The 20,613-nt window shown below is 38.0% G+C and carries 17 protein-coding genes, 1 pseudogene and 1 riboswitch; of the genes and pseudogenes, 6 read left to right on the top strand and 12 right to left on the bottom strand.

Going from position 1 to position 20,613, the window contains the following annotated elements; translation table 11 throughout:
* Positions 1-34 precede the first annotated feature (34 nt).
* The 5 genes from M3189_RS24265 to M3189_RS24245 form a co-directional block, all read right to left on the bottom strand.
* Positions 35-1,216 carry a hypothetical protein gene (locus M3189_RS24265; RefSeq protein WP_251638975.1) on the bottom strand — a complete coding sequence of 394 codons (1,182 nt, stop codon included), beginning with the start codon at positions 1,214-1,216 and terminating at the stop codon, positions 35-37.
* Between the two features lie 157 nt (positions 1,217-1,373).
* Positions 1,374-2,513 carry an HD-GYP domain-containing protein gene (locus M3189_RS24260; RefSeq protein WP_251638973.1) on the bottom strand — a complete coding sequence of 380 codons (1,140 nt, stop codon included), beginning with the start codon at positions 2,511-2,513 and terminating at the stop codon, positions 1,374-1,376.
* 196 nt (positions 2,514-2,709) lie between these two features.
* The gene (locus M3189_RS24255; RefSeq protein ID WP_251638971.1) at positions 2,710-3,960 is read right to left on the bottom strand and encodes an ATP-binding protein; all 1,251 of its coding nucleotides are present in this window, start codon (positions 3,958-3,960) and stop codon (positions 2,710-2,712) included.
* Between the two features lie 185 nt (positions 3,961-4,145).
* Entirely contained in the window at positions 4,146-5,414 is a 1,269-nt protein-coding gene (locus M3189_RS24250) for an ATP-binding protein (RefSeq protein ID WP_251638969.1), read from the bottom strand.
* Between the two features lie 100 nt (positions 5,415-5,514).
* The gene (locus M3189_RS24245; RefSeq protein WP_251638967.1) at positions 5,515-5,964 is read right to left on the bottom strand and encodes a hypothetical protein; all 450 of its coding nucleotides are present in this window, start codon (positions 5,962-5,964) and stop codon (positions 5,515-5,517) included.
* Positions 5,965-6,107: 143 nt separating this feature from the next.
* On the opposite strand from M3189_RS24245, the gene M3189_RS24240 reads away from it, so the two are divergent.
* The 4 genes and pseudogenes from M3189_RS24240 to M3189_RS24225 form a co-directional block, all read left to right on the top strand.
* Positions 6,108-6,383 carry a hypothetical protein gene (locus tag M3189_RS24240; protein WP_285889813.1) on the top strand — a complete coding sequence of 92 codons (276 nt, stop codon included), beginning with the start codon at positions 6,108-6,110 and terminating at the stop codon, positions 6,381-6,383.
* Between the two features lie 3 nt (positions 6,384-6,386).
* A complete protein-coding gene (locus tag M3189_RS24235; RefSeq protein ID WP_251638963.1) occupies positions 6,387-7,622 on the top strand; it encodes a glutathionylspermidine synthase family protein in 1,236 nt (411 codons plus the stop codon).
* On the top strand, positions 7,616-8,005 hold the full coding sequence (locus M3189_RS24230) for a DUF350 domain-containing protein (protein WP_251638961.1): 390 nt from the start codon (positions 7,616-7,618) through the stop codon (positions 8,003-8,005). The genes M3189_RS24235 and M3189_RS24230 overlap by 7 nt, the downstream gene beginning before the upstream one ends.
* A 371-nt stretch (positions 8,006-8,376) precedes the next feature.
* Positions 8,377-8,544 (top strand): annotated as a pseudogene (locus tag M3189_RS24225) (IS5/IS1182 family transposase); the annotation flags it as partial.
* Positions 8,545-8,836: 292 nt separating this feature from the next.
* Here the strand turns inward: M3189_RS24225 and M3189_RS24220 are convergent.
* The 5 genes from M3189_RS24220 to M3189_RS24200 all read right to left on the bottom strand — a co-directional run bounded on the left by M3189_RS24220 (position 8,837) and on the right by M3189_RS24200 (position 14,320).
* The gene (locus tag M3189_RS24220; RefSeq protein ID WP_251638959.1) at positions 8,837-9,865 is read right to left on the bottom strand and encodes a potassium channel family protein; all 1,029 of its coding nucleotides are present in this window, start codon (positions 9,863-9,865) and stop codon (positions 8,837-8,839) included.
* A gap of 20 nt (positions 9,866-9,885) precedes the next feature.
* Complete coding sequence (locus M3189_RS24215; RefSeq protein WP_251638956.1) at positions 9,886-11,385, bottom strand: amidase family protein; 1,500 nt, start codon at positions 11,383-11,385, stop codon at positions 9,886-9,888.
* A 482-nt stretch (positions 11,386-11,867) separates the two neighbouring features.
* Positions 11,868-12,317 (bottom strand): threonine/serine exporter family protein, encoded by a 450-nt coding sequence (locus M3189_RS24210; RefSeq protein WP_251638954.1) that lies wholly within the window; start codon positions 12,315-12,317, stop codon positions 11,868-11,870.
* Positions 12,318-12,330: 13 nt separating this feature from the next.
* The gene (locus M3189_RS24205; RefSeq protein WP_251638953.1) at positions 12,331-13,092 is read right to left on the bottom strand and encodes a threonine/serine exporter family protein; all 762 of its coding nucleotides are present in this window, start codon (positions 13,090-13,092) and stop codon (positions 12,331-12,333) included.
* 118 nt (positions 13,093-13,210) lie between these two features.
* Entirely contained in the window at positions 13,211-14,320 is a 1,110-nt protein-coding gene (locus tag M3189_RS24200; RefSeq protein ID WP_251638952.1) for a sugar ABC transporter substrate-binding protein, read from the bottom strand.
* Between the two features lie 128 nt (positions 14,321-14,448).
* Positions 14,449-14,556, bottom strand: a riboswitch (SAM riboswitch).
* 230 nt (positions 14,557-14,786) lie between these two features.
* Here M3189_RS24200 and M3189_RS24195 point away from each other — a divergent pair.
* Positions 14,787-16,001, top strand: a complete 1,215-nt coding sequence (locus M3189_RS24195; protein ID WP_251638950.1) for an MFS transporter — start codon at positions 14,787-14,789, stop codon at positions 15,999-16,001.
* 28 nt (positions 16,002-16,029) lie between these two features.
* Here the strand turns inward: M3189_RS24195 and yfkAB are convergent, their stop codons facing one another.
* The gene (yfkAB, locus tag M3189_RS24190; RefSeq protein ID WP_251638948.1) at positions 16,030-17,148 is read right to left on the bottom strand and encodes a radical SAM/CxCxxxxC motif protein YfkAB; all 1,119 of its coding nucleotides are present in this window, start codon (positions 17,146-17,148) and stop codon (positions 16,030-16,032) included.
* 185 nt (positions 17,149-17,333) lie between these two features.
* Here yfkAB and M3189_RS24185 point away from each other — a divergent pair, with 185 nt between their 5' ends.
* Positions 17,334-18,122, top strand: a complete 789-nt coding sequence (locus M3189_RS24185; protein ID WP_251639070.1) for a formate/nitrite transporter family protein — start codon at positions 17,334-17,336, stop codon at positions 18,120-18,122.
* A gap of 102 nt (positions 18,123-18,224) precedes the next feature.
* Here M3189_RS24185 and recQ read toward each other — a convergent pair whose 3' ends face one another.
* Entirely contained in the window at positions 18,225-20,354 is a 2,130-nt protein-coding gene (gene recQ / locus M3189_RS24180; protein ID WP_251638946.1) for a DNA helicase RecQ, read from the bottom strand.
* Positions 20,355-20,613: the final 259 nt, after the last annotated feature.

The following is a 20,613-nucleotide window of genomic DNA, read 5'->3' as shown; positions in this document are numbered from 1 at the left end:
AGAATTTTCGATTTAGACATATTTCTGTCACTTTTTAGTTTTTGAAGTACTTTTTCCGATATGAATTCAAAAGTAAGATAACGATGATGAGAAACTGTGCAGAAAATAGGACAGCATCCCAAAAGGCAAAACTCGACGGCGGTTTCAGGAATTTAGGAAAAGTAAGTTCTGCTGCGTGTAGTACTACAGGTATATAAAATATAGTCATCAATGCCAGAGTGACTGTCACCCCAATAAAATAAAAGATGGCATAAGAGAATACGATATAGTTTTCACCTGGAAAAACTTCAGCTTTATCATCGGTAGTTTTTAGAAATGGCAGTCGATTTCGAATTTTTTGCTGCGCATTTTCCATCAAATTATAGCTGCCGGTAATATTTTCAAAAACATAATACAAATCTGTTTTCATATACACGCAACACTGGTAAATGATTCTTACAAATACGTCATAGGCAGCTAAAGTCATTAAACTAAGGAAAATCCCTGAGGAATTTGGAAAAACAAGCTTACTCATGAGTGCAAGAAAGAGGACAAACATATCAAAGCAAAGACCTGCTAAATACAATATATTCCGATCTTTTGCAGGCAGTCTCCATACCGATGTCATATCTGTTTCAAAGACAATAAGCATTAATCGATGACCAATCCCGAGCTTTGTGGGCAGATTGTATGCCCTCATAGCCAAAATGTGGCCAAATTCGTGAACCAATACAAGAAAAAAAGTTACAGCCAAAAAAGTTATTATATTCAGTGCCATTACACCAGAAATAAATACATCCTTGTAATTTGGTAAAAGGGTAGGGTTGGTAACAAGTAGGATGAGGTTTACTATAAATAAGCCTAAATATAATGAGAGTGAGAACTTATTAAAGAAGAATTTCCCAACAATTGTAGGAATCCACAAGAACCCTAAAATTTCCTTTTCTTGTTTCTTTTTATCAACCTTAACACTATCTATCTCCTCGATCAATTCCATATCAAGGAGCTGTTGTGCAAAATCGAGGAGATTAACATCTTCAGCAGGGTATCTTCTTTTTAAATTCCCCTCTATTTCACCTAAACTGACACCTTTTTCAATCATTTTAATAGCTTCTATACATATCTCTGGCATTTCGTAAAACTCGCCTGAGGCTTTGTCTTCCACGATAAAATACTTCTTGTCCTTACGTATTTCTAACGGTACAACAGACAGATATGACTGGAGTGTTATGTTCATTAAAACACCATTCCTATAGAGTTTATAATAAAGAAGGATGCATAGCTCTCGCCAGCATCCTTACATTCACCATTACATACCCAAAAGATAACACCACCAGCATGTTGTTTTAACCTTTTTTAGTTTACGGATTTTCATGTTTCTACCTCCTTATGACTTAGATTTTTTTATTCCAAGGATATTCTCCATGAAATTTGACCCATGTTGGATATACATTTTTGAACGCTTCTACTAATGCGGGGTCAAATTGGGTACCATTACCCTCAAGAATGCGTCGATATGCTTCTTCTACAGGCATTGCTTCACGATATGATCTCGAAGAAGTCATAGCATCAAAAGCATCAGCAACAGAGGATACTCTAGCAAGTAAAGGGATTTCTTCCCCCTTTAATTGATCAGGATACCCTTTACCATCCCAGCGTTCATGATGATATTTAATAACGTCAATACTATCCCTAATTCCTTCTACATTCTTAACAGCTTCTGCACCAACTACTGGGTGGGTCTTAATAATTTCAAATTCCTCGTTTGTAAGCTTTCCGGGTTTCATTAAAATCATATCAGGAATGTTCACTTTACCTATATCATGAAGTAAACATGCATAATAAAAAGATTTTTGTTCCTCGTTTGTAAATTTTCCAATTTCGTTTGCTAATTCAAGAGCATATTTAGCCACTCGTTCACTATGTCCTCTAGTATATGGGTCTTTTAGTTCCAGTGTGGCGATTACACCTTTTACAATTCCCTGTAATTGATTATCATACGAAGTACTGATTGCCCGAACATATCCTTGAAAACGAACTAACAAAAAGAACGACATAACTGATAAAACAGTTATTAATATAATGGGCATAATCACAACGGTTGTTCCTAAAATAACACCTGTGGTGATATATTTTATGGTAATTCCTAAACTAACTAACCAAAAATATTTCGTGTTTAAGAAAAGTGGTAATGATAAAACCAAAAATACCTCTAACATATTCCCACTTTTAAAGGTGCTTTCATTTGCATAAAAGGAAAATATATCAGCAAGAAAAGAGGAACATAAATAACCAATGATAAATATAAATTTAATTAAATACTGTTTTTTAATCCTATTCAAATAGAATGAAACTGGAATGATAGCAATTAGTACTACATAGGTGAGATACCAGAAATTACTTGGAAATCCCCATTCTTTATCCTCAGCAATCGTGGGAAAAATGTAATAGTAAAATAAATCATAGGCTATTAAAATAATATATGATATTAATAAGTACCATTTCACAGTTTGTTTTTCTTCATGCGGTATCATATAATCCTCCAGAGTTCCTAACACATGTTCATTAAGAAGTGTATCAATATATAAGTAAGATAGTACTAAACCTATCCTCCTTAAATTATTCCATTATTTTACAATAATTATTCTTTTTCTTTATTCCTCTACATTATAACTTATTGCCATATACGTTGTAATATATTATTTTGATGGTTTTTGTATAATTATAGAATTATTCTTTCCTTAACTGCTGAGTAATTGGCAATGTGACACAAATGATTGTGCCAATCTCCCGTTTACTGGTAATCGTAATTTCACCATGATGGTCATTTATTATTTGATTTGTAACCATTAGACCTAAGCCCGTTCCTTCTGTTTTCGTGGTATAGAATGGTTCACCAAGATTTGGAATGCTTTCCTCATCAATTCCGCAGCCCTCATCTTCTATTGTGATATACATCTTTTTACCATCTACTACTTTTACTTTTATCGTTATTCTCCCACCATCAGGCATTGATTCAATTGCATTTTTTATTAGATTGATAAAGACCTGCTTCAACTGATGAGTATCACAGTCAAGCGGCGGTAATGGCCCTGCCAATATTGTTTCAATCATTACACCTGCTCTCTCGGCCTGTTGATGTGTAATCGATAATGTATAAGCAATTATTTCTTCAATATTTGCTTTTGCAAATTTAACTTCTTTTGGTCTTCCAAGATACATTAAATCATTAACTATCAAATTTATTCGATCAATTTCTTGAATCATTATTGGATAGAATTCATTTGTGTTTGGATATCTTTCCCTTTGGAGCTGGGTAAATCCTTTTAATGATGATAGTGGATTGCGTATCTCATGACCAATACCAGCTGCCATCTGTCCAATTACTGCCAGTTTCTCTTTTTGTCGAAGCTCTAAATGTACTGTAGTTAGTGAATGAATATAAGAGGTAAAACGTGTTAATAGAAAGTACGCAATGACTGAAAGAATAAATAAGGTGATAATTGGAAGTAAGACGTTTGATTCTTGTAATATAACTCCGATAATTACATATTTTCCTATCATGCAAATAGCAGCAGTCCAAAAGTATTTTTTATTTACAAAAATGGGTGAGAAAAACACAAATAATAATTCAACAATATTTCCGGATGCAAATGGTTTATCCGAACCCAAATAGATAAATAGACTATTTATCGTTTCTATAGCTGTATAACTATAGAGGAAGATATATTTTACAATATAGGGATTTCCTTTTTTAATGAAATACAGAGATACAGAAAGGAGTCCTAGAATAGCTATATGATACCAAAATCCAAAACCTTTATCTGATAAGCCACTAACACCACGCTTCGTATAAATAGGCAAAATGTAGAAATTAAAAATGTCATATGCAAAGAAAAAAATATAAAAAAGTACTAGAAAGAATTTTATTGTTCTTGTCTCTTCAGAAATTAATCTAGGACTCTTGGGGCTTCCTATCATTTTAGTTACTCCCTTAATTAATGTGATTCAAATTATCCCCTACTATTCTACCACCTTTCCCCAAAAAATTTTGATGTTTTTTTTGGAAATTCGATAGAATTCGACAAGAATCATCAGAACCTTTCTTATTTTACAAAATATAAAATAAAAGCTAACCACTACTTAATTGGTTAGCTTCTTACTTATCAAATATTAACCAATTCTTTTTTACCTTCTGGAAGAATCATGGTAACTTCTGTCCCAATCCCCAACTTGCTCGAATAAGATACTTTTCCTTTCATTGTCTCGATAATTCTTAATGACACAGATGTACCAAGGCCCGTACCCTTGTCCTTTGTTGTATAAAACAAAGTCCCTATCCGAGAGAGTTGTTCATGATTCATTCCCTTCCCTGTATCTGCAATATAGATATAGGCATGATGGTCTATTTGCTTTAGGGTTATAGTTACTTTTCCACCTTCAGAGGTAGCCTCAATTGCATTTTTAATTAGATTCACGAGCGCCTGCTTCAACTGATTTCGATCTGTAAAAAGATTAAAACCCCCTGAATCTAAATCACTTTCTAATTGAACTCCTTGTTTTAAGGCAAGTGGATCAAGGAGCATTTTAACTTCTGTGATTACATCAACCAAGGGAAATTCCTCTATTTTTTCAAATTGAGGTTTAGCAAAGTTCAAATAGTCGTTAATGATTGACTCTGCACGCCCCAATTCACTTAATACAAGTGATAAATAATCGTAATTCTTCCCTTTCTCCTCCTGCTGCATAAGCTGTAGAAATCCTTTAACAACGGTTAACGGATTCCGGACCTCATGTGCAATCGAAGCGGCAAGTTCACCTAATGTATTTAGCTTTTCCGTTCTTTGAATTTCTACTTTCATTCTAGCCCGTTCCACTAACCCTTCAAGTAGCTTAGCAGCAATGGCAATAGCAACGGTATCAATTATTCCAACTATTAATAAGTCAGGAATATTCGTATTAATATTTAATTCCTGCCCTTCCAAGCTTTGGTGTACAGTTAATGAAAAAAAGCAAACAAGCAAGGACCAAGCACCAATCAATGCAGTAATCAGGACTCTTTGATTTGGAGTGTAATTCCAGAATCTTTTCATGATGAGAAGAGGAATAATAGCAATAAACAGAGTATTAACTAGGCCAAATAGAACAGTGTCCCCACCCATTAATAAACGTGCCGCAAAAATAGTACTGAAAACCATTCCTCCAGCAATTGGACCACCATATAAAAAAGCAATTATCATTGGAACATAGCGGAGGTCCCAGTTAAAACCATAGTTAGCATAGGAAAAAATCATACAGGAAAGTGCTGCGGTACTTTGTAATAGTCCAGAAATAACGGGAGAATCTAATTTTCTTTTATAATCTGAAAGGACACTATAAAGCAGGACTGGTGAGATCGTGATAAGTAAATTCAAAAGAAGTTTTTCTGCCAACATTTTATTTCCCCCAAGAAAATATCCATTTAAATATATATGATAAGTAATACGACATTATCCGCCATTATCCTTCAAAATATGAAAATTTTCTTCTAGTTCTTTATCGACTTTTGCCAGTAAATTTCCCATAAAAAACATAGCATTTACGGTCCTCATCGATTTCCCTTGAGTCTAATGAGAGTTCCAAAAACTTTCCATTCTTATGGACGTAAATAAAATCTGAGTGAAGTGTTGCTACTATTTCCTCATGTTCCCAAACATCCTTTTTCTCCACTACCATAGATGAGGTTCCCATTAATTCTCTAACTTCAAAACCTATGTGGGAATAGATACTATCTGATGAATCGTGGCTATAAGTTTCTCTCTTTACATAAATCACCGCTGTTCCGTCTGGATCCATAGAAGTTGCACTAACGACAAAGGTTTCTCTGTCTTTTACAAAGTATTCACACGTCATTCTTGCTGTCGCTTCTACCCGAGAAATATCTTGGTAATTATACAGGGCAGGATAGTTATTAACTTCATCATCCAATCGATATTCTAACCTCATTTTCAATCCCTCTTTCGTTTTCTTTTTATCTTACCATTGTTTTCCTAAAATTTACTTTTATAATGGAATTATTATAGCTTAAAAAGGAGGCTGAAAAGGTGAAGAAAACCCAATGGTTAATCACTGGTGTTCTCACTTCTCTAATGGCTGGTACCACACTGGCCGGATGTTCTCAAGCACAGGATTTACCCCCTGAACCAGACGACACGAACTGTTCAGATTGGGAATGGGATGATGAAGAAGGTGTCTGGCAATGTGATGATACTCGATCAAGTTACTATGGGCATTTCTTTTACGGCGGGTTATTTTTCCGAAATAAATCTTCTTTAATCAATTCTTCCGCTTACAAGTCTTATAAGTCTTCCTCAAGCTTCAAAGGTGGTTTTGGAAGTGGATCTAAAGGTGGATTTGGAGGTTAACACATGTCCATATACGCAAATAACCGTAAGCAATTTTACTCCAAATTCCCAGATTTTTGGTCGAATTTATATGGTGGTGAATATAGTTTATATCATGTATTTACGATTACAGACCATACTCAGAAAATAATAATGGAAGCTACAGAACGTCTAGGCAAGGTTTTCTTTAAGACGGCAAGTCTCCTGCGAAGCCTTCAAGACGATCAGCTTCTAGAACTTGGTTTTCCTGCTGCAAGTCTTCCATTTCTAAAAATGAAAACCCTTTTTCCTGAATCAGTCATTTCCCGATTTGATTTTGCTTTTACGGAAAATGGGTTAAAGATGCTCGAGTTTAATTCTGACACACCGACATTTATCGTTGAATGTTTCCAAATCAATGGGAAGGTTTGTTCAGAATTTGGCTATCGTAATCCGAATGAAAATCAAGAACGCCTTCTCTCATCTGGCATTACAAAGGCAGTCCTCGAATCCTCAAAGGGAAATGTAACTCCTAATGTTGTTTTCACAGCCCATAGTGACCATAAGGAGGATTGGAATACTACTATTTATTTAAGTCAGTTATGTAAGGTTAAAAATCAAACCCTTCCCATGTCAGAGCTTCGGATTACGGATGAAGCACTTTTAGATGCGAATGGAGTACCAATTGATGTTTTATATCGGCAGACCTATCCTCTTGAACATCTGCTTTGTGACCAGGATTCAAAAACAGGGGATTTCGTAGGAATCGAATTATTACAGCTTACAAGGGAAGGAAAGATTTCAATAGTTAACCCTGTTTCAGCATTTCTTCTTCAACCCAAATCGATTCAATGTCTAATATGGGGCTTAGCAGAAAACGAGGGATTTTATACAGAGGAAGAGCAAGAATGGATAAAAAAATATATGCTTCCTACCTATCTTGAGCCAGATACCTTTAGTGGTACAACAACCTATGTTCAAAAGCCATCTTTCGGCAGGGAAGGAGATACCATTACCATTTGGGATGAACATACCAATGTGGATACCCAAAATGCTTTCCAAACTTACAAAAATGAGCTGCCAGTCTATCAATCGTATGTACCTCTGCCTGTTGTGACACTTGAAACAGAAAAGGGTATCGAGGAACTATCAATGGTATTTGGTTCCTTCCTTATTGCGGGGAAACCAAGCAGCATCGGTATACGAGCAGGTGGAAAAATCACAGGCAATGAATCATATTTCTTACCAGTCGGATTAAAAAAGGAGGAATACAATTGTTAGATTTCTTGCTTTATTTAGCTGTTTCTTTAGGACTATTAATCGTTGGATTATTTTTAATGGAAATCACCACAAAGGTAAAGGAATTCTCCTTAATGGCGAAAGGAAATAAAGCGGCCAGTTATGTCCTTGGCGGAAGGCTCCTCGGGCTTGCTATTGTTTTATATTCTGCACTAGCAAACTCTATATCGCTAGTAGATATGGTTGTTTGGGGAGCAGTTGGAATCGCCGCACAGATTATTGTCTTTTATCTTACCGAGTGGCTCACTCCACGTCGTTTTAACGTATCCCAGAGCATTGAAGAAGATAACCGCGCAGTCGGTCTTTTTCTCCTATTATTGTCCGTATCAATTGGAATCGTGATAGCAGGCTGCTTGACCTATTGAAAAAATATAAAATGTTGTCTTATGTATACAAATGGACCGTTCCTTTCCGCTACAGGTGCTTGCTTTCCGCGGGGAGGAAGTCGAGCCTCCTCGACGCTGCGCGTCTGTGGGGTCTCGACTTTTCCTCTACATCCCGCAGGAGTCAAGCACCTTTCGCTCCAATCCACTCTTTGCTTTCAATATTGATAAAAGCATCTATCTGTTAGAAAAGAGCCTTTAATTTTCAATAACTTTATCGATTCACGCGTTAATTTATATAATATTATTAATATTAATAGGACGGTGATTAAATGTATAGGCCAAAATAGAGATACAAAATGAAGCGAAATTTGTATTTATTGATGATTTAGTGCCTCAAGGTCACCTGTTAAGTCATAACTGATGCGTTTGTAACACCAAGAAATGTTCATGATTCTGTCCCTTATCTATCACGGTTAGACCGTCAGGTAGAACGTTTTGGATTTAAAGTAGAAACAGTGGCACTTGATTCTGGTTACTTAACAAATCCGATTTGTATGGGACTTAATGACCGCAACATGCCAAAACATGAAAAAGATTGCAACGCACTTAGCCAGGTTGGAAAAAGTGTGTGGCAATCTCCTGGTTCATTCCTCCTGTTGATTGGAGCGGAAGGTGCGAAGACTCCTGCGGGAGTACGGGGCTGGGGGAGACACCGCAGGCGCTAGCGCCGAGGAGGCTCCCCGGCACGCCCGCGGAAAGCGAAGCACCTGGAGCGGAAATCAACAGGCCATTGGGCAGGCAGAAATATAAAAATTGCCGAGAAAGATACCTTTCTCGAAAATCTGACGCATCTTCTTAGATGCGTTTTTTTCATAGCTTTTGGTAAGTATATTTGTCACATATGACAAATAATCTAGCTTCCTTTGGGATGGGGTCATTCCATTTTTTGAGGATGTTCAAATCATTCCTGTCAGCGATTAGCTGAGCCCCTTTTTCCTTAAGTTGTTCATATGCCGTACCATATGTTTTCCACTCCGAACTTACATTGACCTCCCAGAGATCACTTCCCCCATCTCCATCCTGCCTGCTTAGCAATTGTGTAAATAAATGGCTGGCACCTTTCATTTGGGCTGATTTCGCCATCAGGTTTGAGACAGAGCCGTTTGATAAAATAAATTCATCAATCTTAACATGTTTAAAATTATCTACATGCTTTTCGTTTAGAATTTCTGCAATCGTATAAATACTTTTTTCCGTTCCATCGTCATAGCGTTCTATCGAAGAAGCAGTTAAAAGAGTCTTACCATCTACTAAATCAGGATTCGTTATCCCTTCTTCCGCAAACAGCAATACAGCTTGTGAATTTTCAATTTTCGCCTTCTTCAATGTCTCTACATCTGTTGGACTCCCCTGAATATAATGGAACCGTTCATGCTCAAAAGGAGTTCTTTCAAATTCATCAATCAACACGATATCCGTTTTCTCGTCACAGAATAATAGTTCCTTAACCGTGCTTTTACTCTTAGCAGTCCAGCCGATAATGACAAAATGGTTTTCACCTTTATAAGACAATCTTCCCTCCTCCTTCCGCTTTTTGTATTGCGAGACAGCTTCTACAATCACCCCAATAACCGTACCAAACAGTCCAATTCCTAAGGTATAAACAACAAGCATCGCCCAGGTTCTTCCAGCCTCTGTAGTTGGGTATACATCTCCATAGCCTACCGTGGTCATGGTCGTAAGAATCCACCACACTGCATGCAGGCTGCTTTCAAACGTCTTAGGTTCAAGAAATCGAATCATTTCTGCATTCGCAATAATAAAAAGCAGAGTAAAAAGGATTACAGTTCGATAGCGGTACCGGGATGCAGTAAGGAAAAGCTTGCGAAAAAAAAGCATATTTCACCTTCTTTCTTAACTTACTTAAAAAATGAATTATTTTGGACTGGTACCCAAAGGGCTGATTGTTCTAACTCTCCTGCTAATGAATACAATAAGTGTTCCCTTCCTCTTGCAGCCATAAATTGAACACCAACTGGCAGCCCCTCTTGAGAAAGATGGAGCGGCAGGGTCATCGCAGGCTGGCCTGTTAGGTTTGCCAGCTGCGTAAATGGTGTTCTTTTCAGGTTATTTTCAGCTACTTGCTCAACAATACCTGCCTTCTTCAATACTCTCCCTAGTCCCAAGCTTCCGCTAAACTGCATGGCTAGTTTTTCATTCCTGCTCGGGTCAAGCTCGCCAATTTTAGCTGGGAGCATCGCAGTTGTTGGTGTCATATAAAAATCATAGGTTTCATGGAAGGTTTCCATTTCGATTGCAGCTTTATCCCACTCCCTTAAGCTTAAGACAAACTCCTCTGCTGATGTTGCCTTTCCGATTAGCCCAATAATCCAAGTAGTCGTTTCAACATCATTCATTTTTACTTTACGTCCAAGGAGTTCTTCTAGGGAAGCCAGGTGTGCTGCAACTTCACCAAAATACATCGTTAAAAAGCTATATACTATTTTCCTTCCATCTACTGGTGCTTCCTTTTCAACGACTTGATGTCCTAACGATTCTAAGTATTTCGCTGTTTTCATAACTGCTTCTTTACAATCTGGGTTGATTTCATTTCCTAATGGTGACCGAACAGTAAAGGCGATTTTTAACTTTTTATCTGAATTCGTTTGTACTTGTGAAAGGTAGCTTCCATCAAAAGGCAGGGTATGGAACGCAGCACCTTTCTCATGGATGCTTAAGGCATCAAGCATGGCTGCACTGTCGCGTACGGATCTAGATAAGAGTAAATCCACCGCAGCACCTTGCCAGCTCCTGCCAGATAAAGGTCCAACAGGCGTTCTCCCTCGTGTCGGTTTCAAGCCAAAAAGTCCACAATATGCAGCCGGAATTCTGATAGACCCACCGCCATCATTTGCTCCTGCTATTGGAACCATCCCACTTGCCACTGCAGCCGCAGATCCACCGCTTGAGCCGCCAGGAGTATGCTCCGTATTCCAAGGATTTCTTGCTGGACCATAGATGGCAGGTTCTGTGATTCCCATTAATCCAAACTCTGGTATATTCGTTTGTCCCACGAAAACAGCCCCAGTTCTTCTTACCTGTTTTACATAGTTGGAATCTACCTTTGCATAGTGATTTTGATAGACTTTGGAACCAAATGTAATCCTCTCACCTTCCATTTCCTGTGCTAAGTCTTTTAACAACATTGGTACCCCAGCAAAGCTTCCGTTATAATCAACGTTTTCAGCCATTGATTCCGCTTTTTCATATAATTTATTTATAACTGCATTGAGTTTTGGGTTATGCACCTCGATTGTTTTAATTGCTTCCGTGACAATCTCCTTAGGATGAATTTCCTTTTTTTTCACCAATTCTGCAAGACCTATTCCGTCATAATTCTTATAATAAAATCCCTCCACGCTTCTCACCCGCTCTTCGATTTTTATATATAATTTCTACTAGTGATTCCTAATTTCCTTTTTTTGAGAAAAGTCTCCGAAGCAAAATATTATATTGACTTATTTATTGATAAGGTGTAATATTATTAATTGTGCTTAACAATTATGTAACTTGTAATAGACGAGATAACGCAATGTAAGAATTTTTTCTGGCATTCTGCTTATGTTTTAAAAGTAAAACTTATTCACGCTGGATCGGCTTCGGAGCCGTAAGGATGTAAGAGAGGTAGGGCTTACATCGTTTAGGTATAAAACCATCAGGTGGAAGAGTAACCGCGGCAAATTGGTCTTTTAAATACCATTTATTATATATAAATTTTTACCTTGCGATGGCTGATATCAAAACAACCATTCACAAGTTACAATAGTGATCCCATTTGGATCAAAAGCAAAAGAAGGCAGAGGAATTTATTCCTCTGCCTTCGTCCAATTTTAACGAACTATTAGATTCTAAAAACCTTATTTCTTCTTATCTTTCGAATGACTTGATTAATAACCTCTGAAAAAACAAGACCAAAAGCAATGGAGCCTGAAAGCAACGTTACTTTTGCACCTAACGCTAATGCATGAAAGTAATCGTCCTCCACAAAATTCCTCATCGTATCGTAAGCCAAACCACCTGGAACTAAAGGAATGATTCCAGCAACACTAAAAATAATAACAGGAGTTTTAGAGAACTTGGCTAATTCCTGACTAACAATCCCCACAAACAGAGTTGCTAAAAGTGTGGCTAAAACAGAATCTCCTGTATACTTTTCTGCAATATAATAGATAATCCACCCACCCATTCCAACAAGCCCACATTTTACTAATGTTTCCTTTGGTGCGTTAAAAATCACTCCAAATGCAGCTGTTGCAATAAAGCTGGTGATTAATTGTCCAAGGATATCCACTTTAATCCTCCATTTACAAGTAAGATAAAACAACAGCAATTCCCGATCCAATTGCAAATGCTGTCAAGAGTGCTTCAGCACCTTTTGACAATCCCGAAACCAAATGTCCTGCCATTAAATCCCTAACAGCGTTGGTAACTAAAAGCCCGGGTACTAATGTCATAACAGAGCCAATAATAATTTTGTCTAATTGGCTGCCTACTCCTACTTTCACAAGGACGAGGGCAATAAAACCAATGATGAATGACGCTAAAAATTCCGAGAAAAACTTTACCGGTATGAAGCGGTGAAAGTACAAAAATCCGAAATAACCTAATCCTCCGGTAACCATGGAAGGAATAAAGTCATTCCACTCACCTCTAAACATAATCATAAAACAACCACTGGCAATGGAAGCCGCAACAACCTGTATGATAAAGGGAAAAGTCACATTTAAATCCTCTAGCTCTTTTAAAAGAGTATGAGCAGACTGTAGATTGATTTCACCATTTGTTATTTGTCGTGAAATACTATTTACCATCGCAACCTTTTTCAAATCCGTAGAACGAGATGATATTCGAATGAGTTTTGTTTTTGTCGGCTCTGCCCCTTCAGCAGAAAAAATGATTCCTGTTGGTGTTACATAACTGTGCGAATTTTCAATTCCAAAAGCAGCCGCAATTCTCATCATGGTATCCTCAACTCGGTAGGTTTCTCCACCGCTTTGGAGCATGATTTTTCCTGCAAGTAAACAAACTTCCATTATTTCATATGTATGTGTTTTTTCATTTTCCATCTAACCTTCACCACAATTATTCTTTCTTTTTATGATTTCCTAAGTTTAATCAAAACACAGCTTTTTATCAATAAAAAACGCCTTTCGGTTAGAAAAGGCGTTAGGTCATCTATTAATACTATTTTTTATAATGCTCTTTTAGTTTTTTCATCCAGTCTTCTTCGAATGCTGTGGATTGGCCCCAGCCTTGAATAATATTAGCAAGATTCACCATGTTGACTGGTTCTTTTGATTTTTGAAGGTCTTCTTGTGAGATTAATGATGCTTCGAGATTATACGTTTGCGGAGTTTCTTCACCTGCTAATTTCTTTGCAAGTAATCTCATATTAACAGCCCCAATGAGTTTTGGATCAACGGCAGCTGTATACTTCCAAGCACTGCCTTCTCTTTGAATTTCCTGCAAGTCTGCATTTGAAACATCAATCCCATAAAGCTTAACTTCTTCTCTTCCAGCTTCCTTCAGTGCACGGGCAGCACCGATGGCAAATGCATCCCATGTCGCAAAAATGGCATCCAATTTCCCTTTAGGGTATTTATTCAGCATAGCCGCAACCGCATTCTGCGTTTGTACGCTAGTATCGGCAGAAGCAACACCAAATCGTTCTACTTCCTTGATTCCTGGGTTCTTTTCCAAGACAGCCTGATATACTTTATTTCTTCGAACCATTGGAGGGAATCCATCTACCCAAAGATAAGCTATATTGGCTTGTCCACCTGTTTCTTTAACTAATTGGTCCAGTGCTAATGTTGCCAATGCCTCATCATCCTGCGAGGTAAGAGTAACTCCATCAACAGTTGCTAGATTAGGATTCGAGTCGAAAGCAACAATACTCTTATCGGCATCAACAATTTTTTTCACATCATTCAAAGTTGCATCGTCGTCACCATGGGAAATGATATATCCATCATACTCTTGACTTAACGCTTGATTAATCGCATCATGAAATTTCGCTGTATCTCCATTTGCCGTAAAAACATCAACTGTGAAGCCTAACGCTTCGCCCTCTTGCTTGGCACCAGCTAAGAATTGAGCAGTATGATCGTCCCCGCCAATTTTTCGGATGACCTTAATTTTTGGCTGTTCCCCTTTAGCAAAACGTTCTGGAACCCCTTCAATTGTTGTATTTCCACTTGTTTGCTTTGTTTCTCCGCCAGCACCACAGCCAGTAAGTAAAAGTGTTGCTGCAATTGCGGATACAAATGTGCTCTTTAAAAAATTCTTTTTCATGTTGAAATCTCCCCTTTTTTCTTATGTACGTGCATTCCTACCAACGTTGCTCCTAGAAGAGGTTCTATGAATACAAAAAACCTCTCCGAGAAAAGAGAGGTTTCATCACAAAAAGAAGGATTACTCCTCTCTTATCTTTCAAAACAATTTCTTGTTTTGCAGGATTTAGCACCAATTCCAAACGGAACGGTTGCTGGGCGTCATCGGGCCAGTCCCTCTGCCACTCTTGATAAGAGAACGTATGATTTACTTGTTTAAAGTATTAAACTAAATTTAATCTCCTATTAACAATTTGTCAATAGTGTTTTCTAAATATTTTAAATTGACCATCTACTTTCACAAACTCACATAATAACAAACCGAATGCCAAAAGCTAGTAGATATGTATATAACTTTCATTTTTTTGAAATTTCGGTATTATTATATTTAGGAAAACGAAATACCTTACAAAAAGAGGTGAACGAGCATGACTAAGCTGGAGATGGCAAAACGAAATATCTTAATCATGTGGTTTGCCAACTTCTTTGTTGCTGGAAGTATGACAATGGTTCTTCCATTTATTTCGTTATACATAGAGACTTTCGGAGACTTTTCAGAGAAATATGTACAGCATTGGTCAGGTATAACCTTTGCCGTAACATTTGTATCGGCTTTTATCTTCTCACCAATTTGGGGGAAAATTGGAGATCGTTACGGAAGGAAAAAAATCCTTATTATTTGTGGTATTGGTATGGGATGCTCGATATTCCTTATGGGCTATGTCCAATCCGTTTGGCAGCTTTTCCTCTTGCGGCTATTGATGGGATTTTTCACAGGATTTATTCCAATGTCACAAGCTTTTATTTCAACACAAACACCAAAGGAAATAGCTGGCTGTGTTCTTGGAACATTACAGACAGGCAGTATTACGGGTTCGCTCCTAGGTCCGATGCTTGGCGGGGTACTAGCAGATTCACTTGGTTACTCAATGACCTTTAAGTGGACGTCGATTGCAATTATTGTTTCTGGATTGCTTGTATTCGCAACAAAGGAATATGTGATTGAACCGAAAAAAGGAACGAAATCACATTACTCCAGTAAAGAAGTTTTAGCACATATTGTTAAAAATCCAGTATTGGTAACGGTATTACTGATCTCAGCACTCGTGCAGATTGCCCACTTTAGCATACAGCCGATTCTATCTTTATTCGTCAGTGAACTGCATGGTCACACAAACATCGCTTTTTATTCCGGAATCGCTTTCTCTGCAGCTGGATTAGGAAATCTAATGATGTCGAGAAATTGGGGGAAGATTGCGGATAAGCACGGTTATATAAAAATTCTTGTCATCCTGCTATTTGTCTCCGGAATCATTTACCTTCCAGGTGCTGCAGTTACTGAGTTCTGGCAATTGGTTATTGTCCGCTTTGCCCTTGGAATAGCAATAGGAGGAATCATCCCTGTTCGCATTGCCTATATTCGTCAAGAGGCACCCATAGCCATGCAGGGTGAAGTTCTAGGCTACAATACTAGCTTACGGTTCCTTGGAAATATTATTGGTCCGATGCTAGGAGGATTCATTTCTGGATACTTAGGATTTTCCGCTGTGTTTATTAGTACGAGTGCATTATTGATACTAAGCGGAGTCATCTTGTTTATTTCCATGCATCGTCATCCGAAGCTTGTAAAACATACAGCTTAGCAAAAAAAGCAGGAAACCCTGCTTTTTTTTATTTACTGATATTATTTTTCAACATGGAAAAGTCTATATCTTGATAATAACTGTTCTTCACTAAAATGTTGGGACCCAGACACGTTACAGCAGGGCAATGACAACTTAATTCCTTAGCAATAGCAGAGGTTTGCCAATTTTCATATGCCTTTGTTAGCTTAGTATCTTGAATATTTCCTAGTGGCGGGGTATCACCAAAATCTGTAACGATAATATCTCCATTAAAAATGTTAACATTCAGTCGGGACCTGCCATCGGGATCATTTCTAACTGTTACATTTTTACTTTGAAAGAGCCTGTTCAAAAGGTTTAAATCCTCTTGTTTCTGGCTGCATCCGTAAAAAGGGAGAGTTCCAAAAAGCATCCATACCTCTTCATCTCGAACATCTAGTAAATGGTGAATTGCTTCCCTAATTTCATTTAGTGTTAATGTTTCAAGATTACTAGCAAAATCACTTGGATACATAGGGTGAATTTCATGCCGTTGACAGTGCATTTCATCAACAATTTGGCGATGGATTTTTTCTAAATGAGGCAGTGTTCGCTTATTAAGCATGGTTTCAGCGGAAACCATCACGCCTGCCTTCACTAGCTCCCTGCTATTTTCGATCATTCTCAGAAAATACTTTTCTCGTTGTTTGTAATCTGGCTTGCGCTCCATTCTAGCAAACCCGCCTTCAACAAAATCATCCACTGTTCCCCAGTTATGTGAAATATGTAAAACATCTAAATATGGAATGATTAACTCATAGCGTGCTAAATCTTGTGTTAAATTGGAATTGATTTGCGTCCGGACTCCGCGTTCATGTGCATATTTTAATATTGGAATTACGTGATTTTTAATAGAGGAAAGGGATAGCATCGGTTCTCCCCCAGTGATACTAAGTGACCGGAGGGTTGGAATTTCATCTAACCTAGAAATAAGCAAATCTAGTGGAAGCGCATCTGGGTCTTTTGTTTGTAGAGTGTACCCTACCGCACAATGCTCACAGCGCATATTACATAGTGTTGTAGTCGTGAATTCAATATTAGTAAGCTCAGGCTTCCCGTATTGCTTTATATCGTTATACGCTTCCCATGGGTCATATTCTGGGGTTATTTTCTTCAAATCGGACATAATAAACTCCTTAAGTTCTGTATTAGAAAAACCACTTCATTATAGCTGAAATAGTGTTTTTTTGGCTAATATAAACTCCTTTTCCTTTTTACAAAACTTATGAAATCAATTCATTTATTATACATAATTTAGTACCTGTTATTAGAGACTATAGGGATGAAACGAAAATTATGGATGGTGCAGTTATGGAGAGAGTGCCCTTAAATGAGGTAGAAAAATTAGCGCTAAAAAAGGTGAAAATCTTTAGACAAAGCCTTTTACGTTATATTCTAAGGTCAATGCTTGCCAGTATGTTTATTGGATTTGGTGTAATTGTTGCTTTTAAAACAGGAAACTACTTTTATTTGGAACATTCCCCTTGGGCTTATCCAATGGCCGCTCTCACCTTTGGAGCAGCCATCATATTAATCGCTTACGCTGGCGGAGATTTATTTACGGGTAATACATTCTATTACACCTACGCTGCACTGCGGCGAAAAATGGCATGGCAAGAAGTCACCAAGCTGTGGATAAGCAGTTATATCGGAAATATTTTAGGGGCTGCAGTCTTCGCCTTTATTATTTTTACTACGGGATTATATGAAGAATCGTCGGTTAATGGTTTTTTATTAAGCGTAGTAGAAAAGAAAATGCAGGTTCCAACATTGGAGCTGCTTTTTAGAGCCATTCTTTGTAATTGGCTGGTTTGCTTAGCCTTTTTTATTCCTCTTGGTTTAAAGGGAGACGGACCCAAAATGTTTTCGATGATTCTTTTTGTATTTTGCTTTTTTATTTCCGGATATGAACACAGTATTGCCAATATGTGTACCTTCGCTATAGCTTTAGTTCTTAATCATCCTGGTACAATTTCATGGGGAGGCGTCATTCATAATCTAGTACCGGTAACCATAGGAAATTTATTTGGGGGCAGCATTTTAATGGCGTGGATGTATTACTTTGTCAACAAACCATTTTTGGATGAAACAGAAGAATAAGAAACAGCCGTATAATTTCCATACGGCTGTTTTTTATCGACAAATTCCCGGGAAATAACCCGGCAGACGACAACTAGTATGAATATTCTAAATAGTTTTATATTATTTGTTTTTGCTTAAAAAATAAAGATAAGATTTCACCATAAAATAGCTTACTTCTTCAGGCAATAAATCCTTGATTGGTTTTAAACGGGAACGCCCAGCCTCGTCCACCGCTTTTTGAAGCAATGGAAGATACTCCGCAGGAATGAGCTTCGAAAATTCAACTTCCAGCCCTTGCTGAGCACATTGGATTAAATGGCTTTCAACCGTACTCAGTGCCAGCTCACGTTTTTCTGCTATTTGTTCAATTGATAAGTTTTGCTGATGAAGCTGCAAGGTTTCTAAATGGGAATCACCAACAGCCTTTTTAGCGGCTTTTTTAGGAGCAGCAGCTTGTCCCAGCTCCGGTTGGCGCTCAGGATGGGCTTCGCAAAACTGACGAATGGCTTGAATAAATTCTAGTCCATATTTTTGCAATTTAAGTTCCCCGACTCCACTGACACCTAAAAAGGCTTCGCTCGTTCTTGGAAGCTTCGCACACATGTCCTTTAAAGCGGCATCAGAAAAAATAACAAACGGTGGTACATTTTCTCTATCTGCAATCGCTCTTCTTACTTCACGCAGCGTTTCGAATAACGGGTCATCCTTTGAAATTTCTCTAACTTTAACGATTTCTCTGCGATGAACTTTTTCCTTTCCAAGAAGGATGTCCTTCCCTTTCGGAGCTACAAATAATGTTGGAAATTGTCCTTGTTCGATTGCAATTAATTCTTGTGAAATCAAGAACTCGATAAAATCACTGACATCTTTCGAACTTTTTTCCTTCATAATTCCATAAGTAGTCAGCTTGTCAAAACCCATCTCGGTTACTTTTTTATTTTTTGAACCTGTTAATACTTGAGCTGTAAGTGTTTTACCAAATCGCTGTCCCATCCTTATTAGACATGACATGACCATTTGGGCTTCTTTTGTTACATCGATACTAGTCCGTGAATCAAGACAATTCCCACATCGGCCACATTCCTCTGTCTCTATTTCCCCAAAATATTTTAATATAAATTCCTGCAGGCAATTTTCAGTATGGCAATAATCAACCATCTGCTGTAACTTTTCCAGCTCTTGATTCATCCGTGTTCGATCACTGGATTGATCAATTAAGAAGCGCTGAACCTGTACATCTTGGGAGGAGTATAGAAGAATACATTCGCTCTCGAGTCCGTCTCGCCCTGCACGTCCAGCCTCTTGATAGTAGCTCTCCATATTTTTCGGAAGTTGAAAATGGAGAACATATCGGATGTTGGATTTGTCGATACCCATTCCAAAGGCTGAGGTTGCAACCATAACGGAGGCTTCATCTTTTAAAAAGCGATCCTGCTCGCGTATTCGCTCGGCATCCCCCATCCCGGCATGATACCTTGCCACATTGATATTTTCTTTCTTCAGTCTTTCATAAAGCTGATCAACATTCTTCCGGGTGGCTGCATAAATAATACCAGCTTCTTTTTCATTCTTTTTTATATAATCTCTTAGAAAATGAAGTCTATCTTGACCCTTAATTACCGCAAAGGAGAGATTCTCTCGTTCAAAACCTGTAATGATGGAGTTCTCTTCATCGATGTCGAGTGTTTCACAGATATCTTCTCGAACTCTTGGTGTGGCTGTTGCCGTTAACGCCAATACATTGGGTTTCTGTGGAAGACTGTAGACCATTTGCTTGATATGACGGTAGCTTGGACGGAAATCATGCCCCCATTGAGAAATACAATGTGCTTCATCCACCGCCACTAATGGAATCTCCATTTGTTTCAGGTCCTCGATAAATTCATGCGATTCTAATCGTTCGGGTGCTATATATAGGAGCTTGTACATTCCTTGCTTTGCTTCCCTGATTCGTTCGTTTGCTTCATTGTAACTTAGTGAGCTATTGATAAAAGTTGCAGGAATTCCTACCTGAACGAGGGCATCGACTTGATCCTTCATAAGTGAAATTAACGGGGATATTACAATCGTGGTACCTGGTAATACAAGTGCAGGAATTTGGAAACAAATTGATTTCCCTCCGCCAGTTGGCATGACACAAATCGTATTTTCTCCAGCTAAAACGGATTGGATAGCACGCTCCTGCCCATTGCGGAATGTTGAATAACCAAAATGCGATTCTAATAATCGCTGAGCTTTTTCAAATAACAAAACGTCTCCCCCTTCTGCTAAATAACCTTCTTACATTATACCTTTTTTTCGATTTATTCGAGAGTTAATTTTGTTATCTGAGAGTATTTTCTGCTATGCGAGAGTATTTCTTGCCATCCGCAAGTATTTCTTGCTATCCGCAAGTATTTCTCGCTATCCGCAAGTATTTCTCGCTATCCGCAAGTATTTCTCGCTATCCGCAAGTATTTCTCGCTATCCGCAAGTATTTCTCGCTATCCGCAAGTATTTCTCGCTATCC

The sequence above is a fragment of the Neobacillus niacini genome, from assembly GCF_023715415.1.
GTDB classification, from domain to species: Bacteria; Bacillota; Bacilli; order Bacillales; family Cytobacillaceae; genus Neobacillus; species Neobacillus niacini_C.
Note: the sequence above shows the minus strand (reverse complement) of the source record. Positions and strands in the feature narration are given on the sequence as shown.

Excerpts from the sequence above, each read along its gene's own strand:
- M3189_RS24205 (WP_251638953.1), bottom strand. The coding sequence starts at position 13,092 with ATGGAAAATGAAAAAACACATACATATGAAATAATGGAAGTTTGTTTA.
- M3189_RS24250 (WP_251638969.1), bottom strand. The coding sequence starts at position 5,414 with ATGTTGGCAGAAAAACTTCTTTTGAATTTACTTATCACGATCTCACCA.
- M3189_RS24185 (WP_251639070.1), top strand. The coding sequence starts at position 17,334 with ATGGAGAGAGTGCCCTTAAATGAGGTAGAAAAATTAGCGCTAAAAAAG.
- M3189_RS24255 (WP_251638971.1), bottom strand. The coding sequence starts at position 3,960 with ATGATAGGAAGCCCCAAGAGTCCTAGATTAATTTCTGAAGAGACAAGA.
- M3189_RS24245 (WP_251638967.1), bottom strand. The coding sequence starts at position 5,964 with ATGAGGTTAGAATATCGATTGGATGATGAAGTTAATAACTATCCTGCC.
- M3189_RS24220 (WP_251638959.1), bottom strand. The coding sequence starts at position 9,865 with ATGCTTTTTTTTCGCAAGCTTTTCCTTACTGCATCCCGGTACCGCTAT.
- M3189_RS24240 (WP_285889813.1), top strand. The coding sequence starts at position 6,108 with ATGGCTGGTACCACACTGGCCGGATGTTCTCAAGCACAGGATTTACCC.
- M3189_RS24265 (WP_251638975.1), bottom strand. The coding sequence starts at position 1,216 with ATGAACATAACACTCCAGTCATATCTGTCTGTTGTACCGTTAGAAATA.
- yfkAB (WP_251638948.1), bottom strand. The coding sequence starts at position 17,148 with ATGTCCGATTTGAAGAAAATAACCCCAGAATATGACCCATGGGAAGCG.
- M3189_RS24235 (WP_251638963.1), top strand. The coding sequence starts at position 6,387 with ATGTCCATATACGCAAATAACCGTAAGCAATTTTACTCCAAATTCCCA.
- M3189_RS24195 (WP_251638950.1), top strand. The coding sequence starts at position 14,787 with ATGACTAAGCTGGAGATGGCAAAACGAAATATCTTAATCATGTGGTTT.
- M3189_RS24200 (WP_251638952.1), bottom strand. The coding sequence starts at position 14,320 with ATGAAAAAGAATTTTTTAAAGAGCACATTTGTATCCGCAATTGCAGCA.
- M3189_RS24260 (WP_251638973.1), bottom strand. The coding sequence starts at position 2,513 with ATGATACCGCATGAAGAAAAACAAACTGTGAAATGGTACTTATTAATA.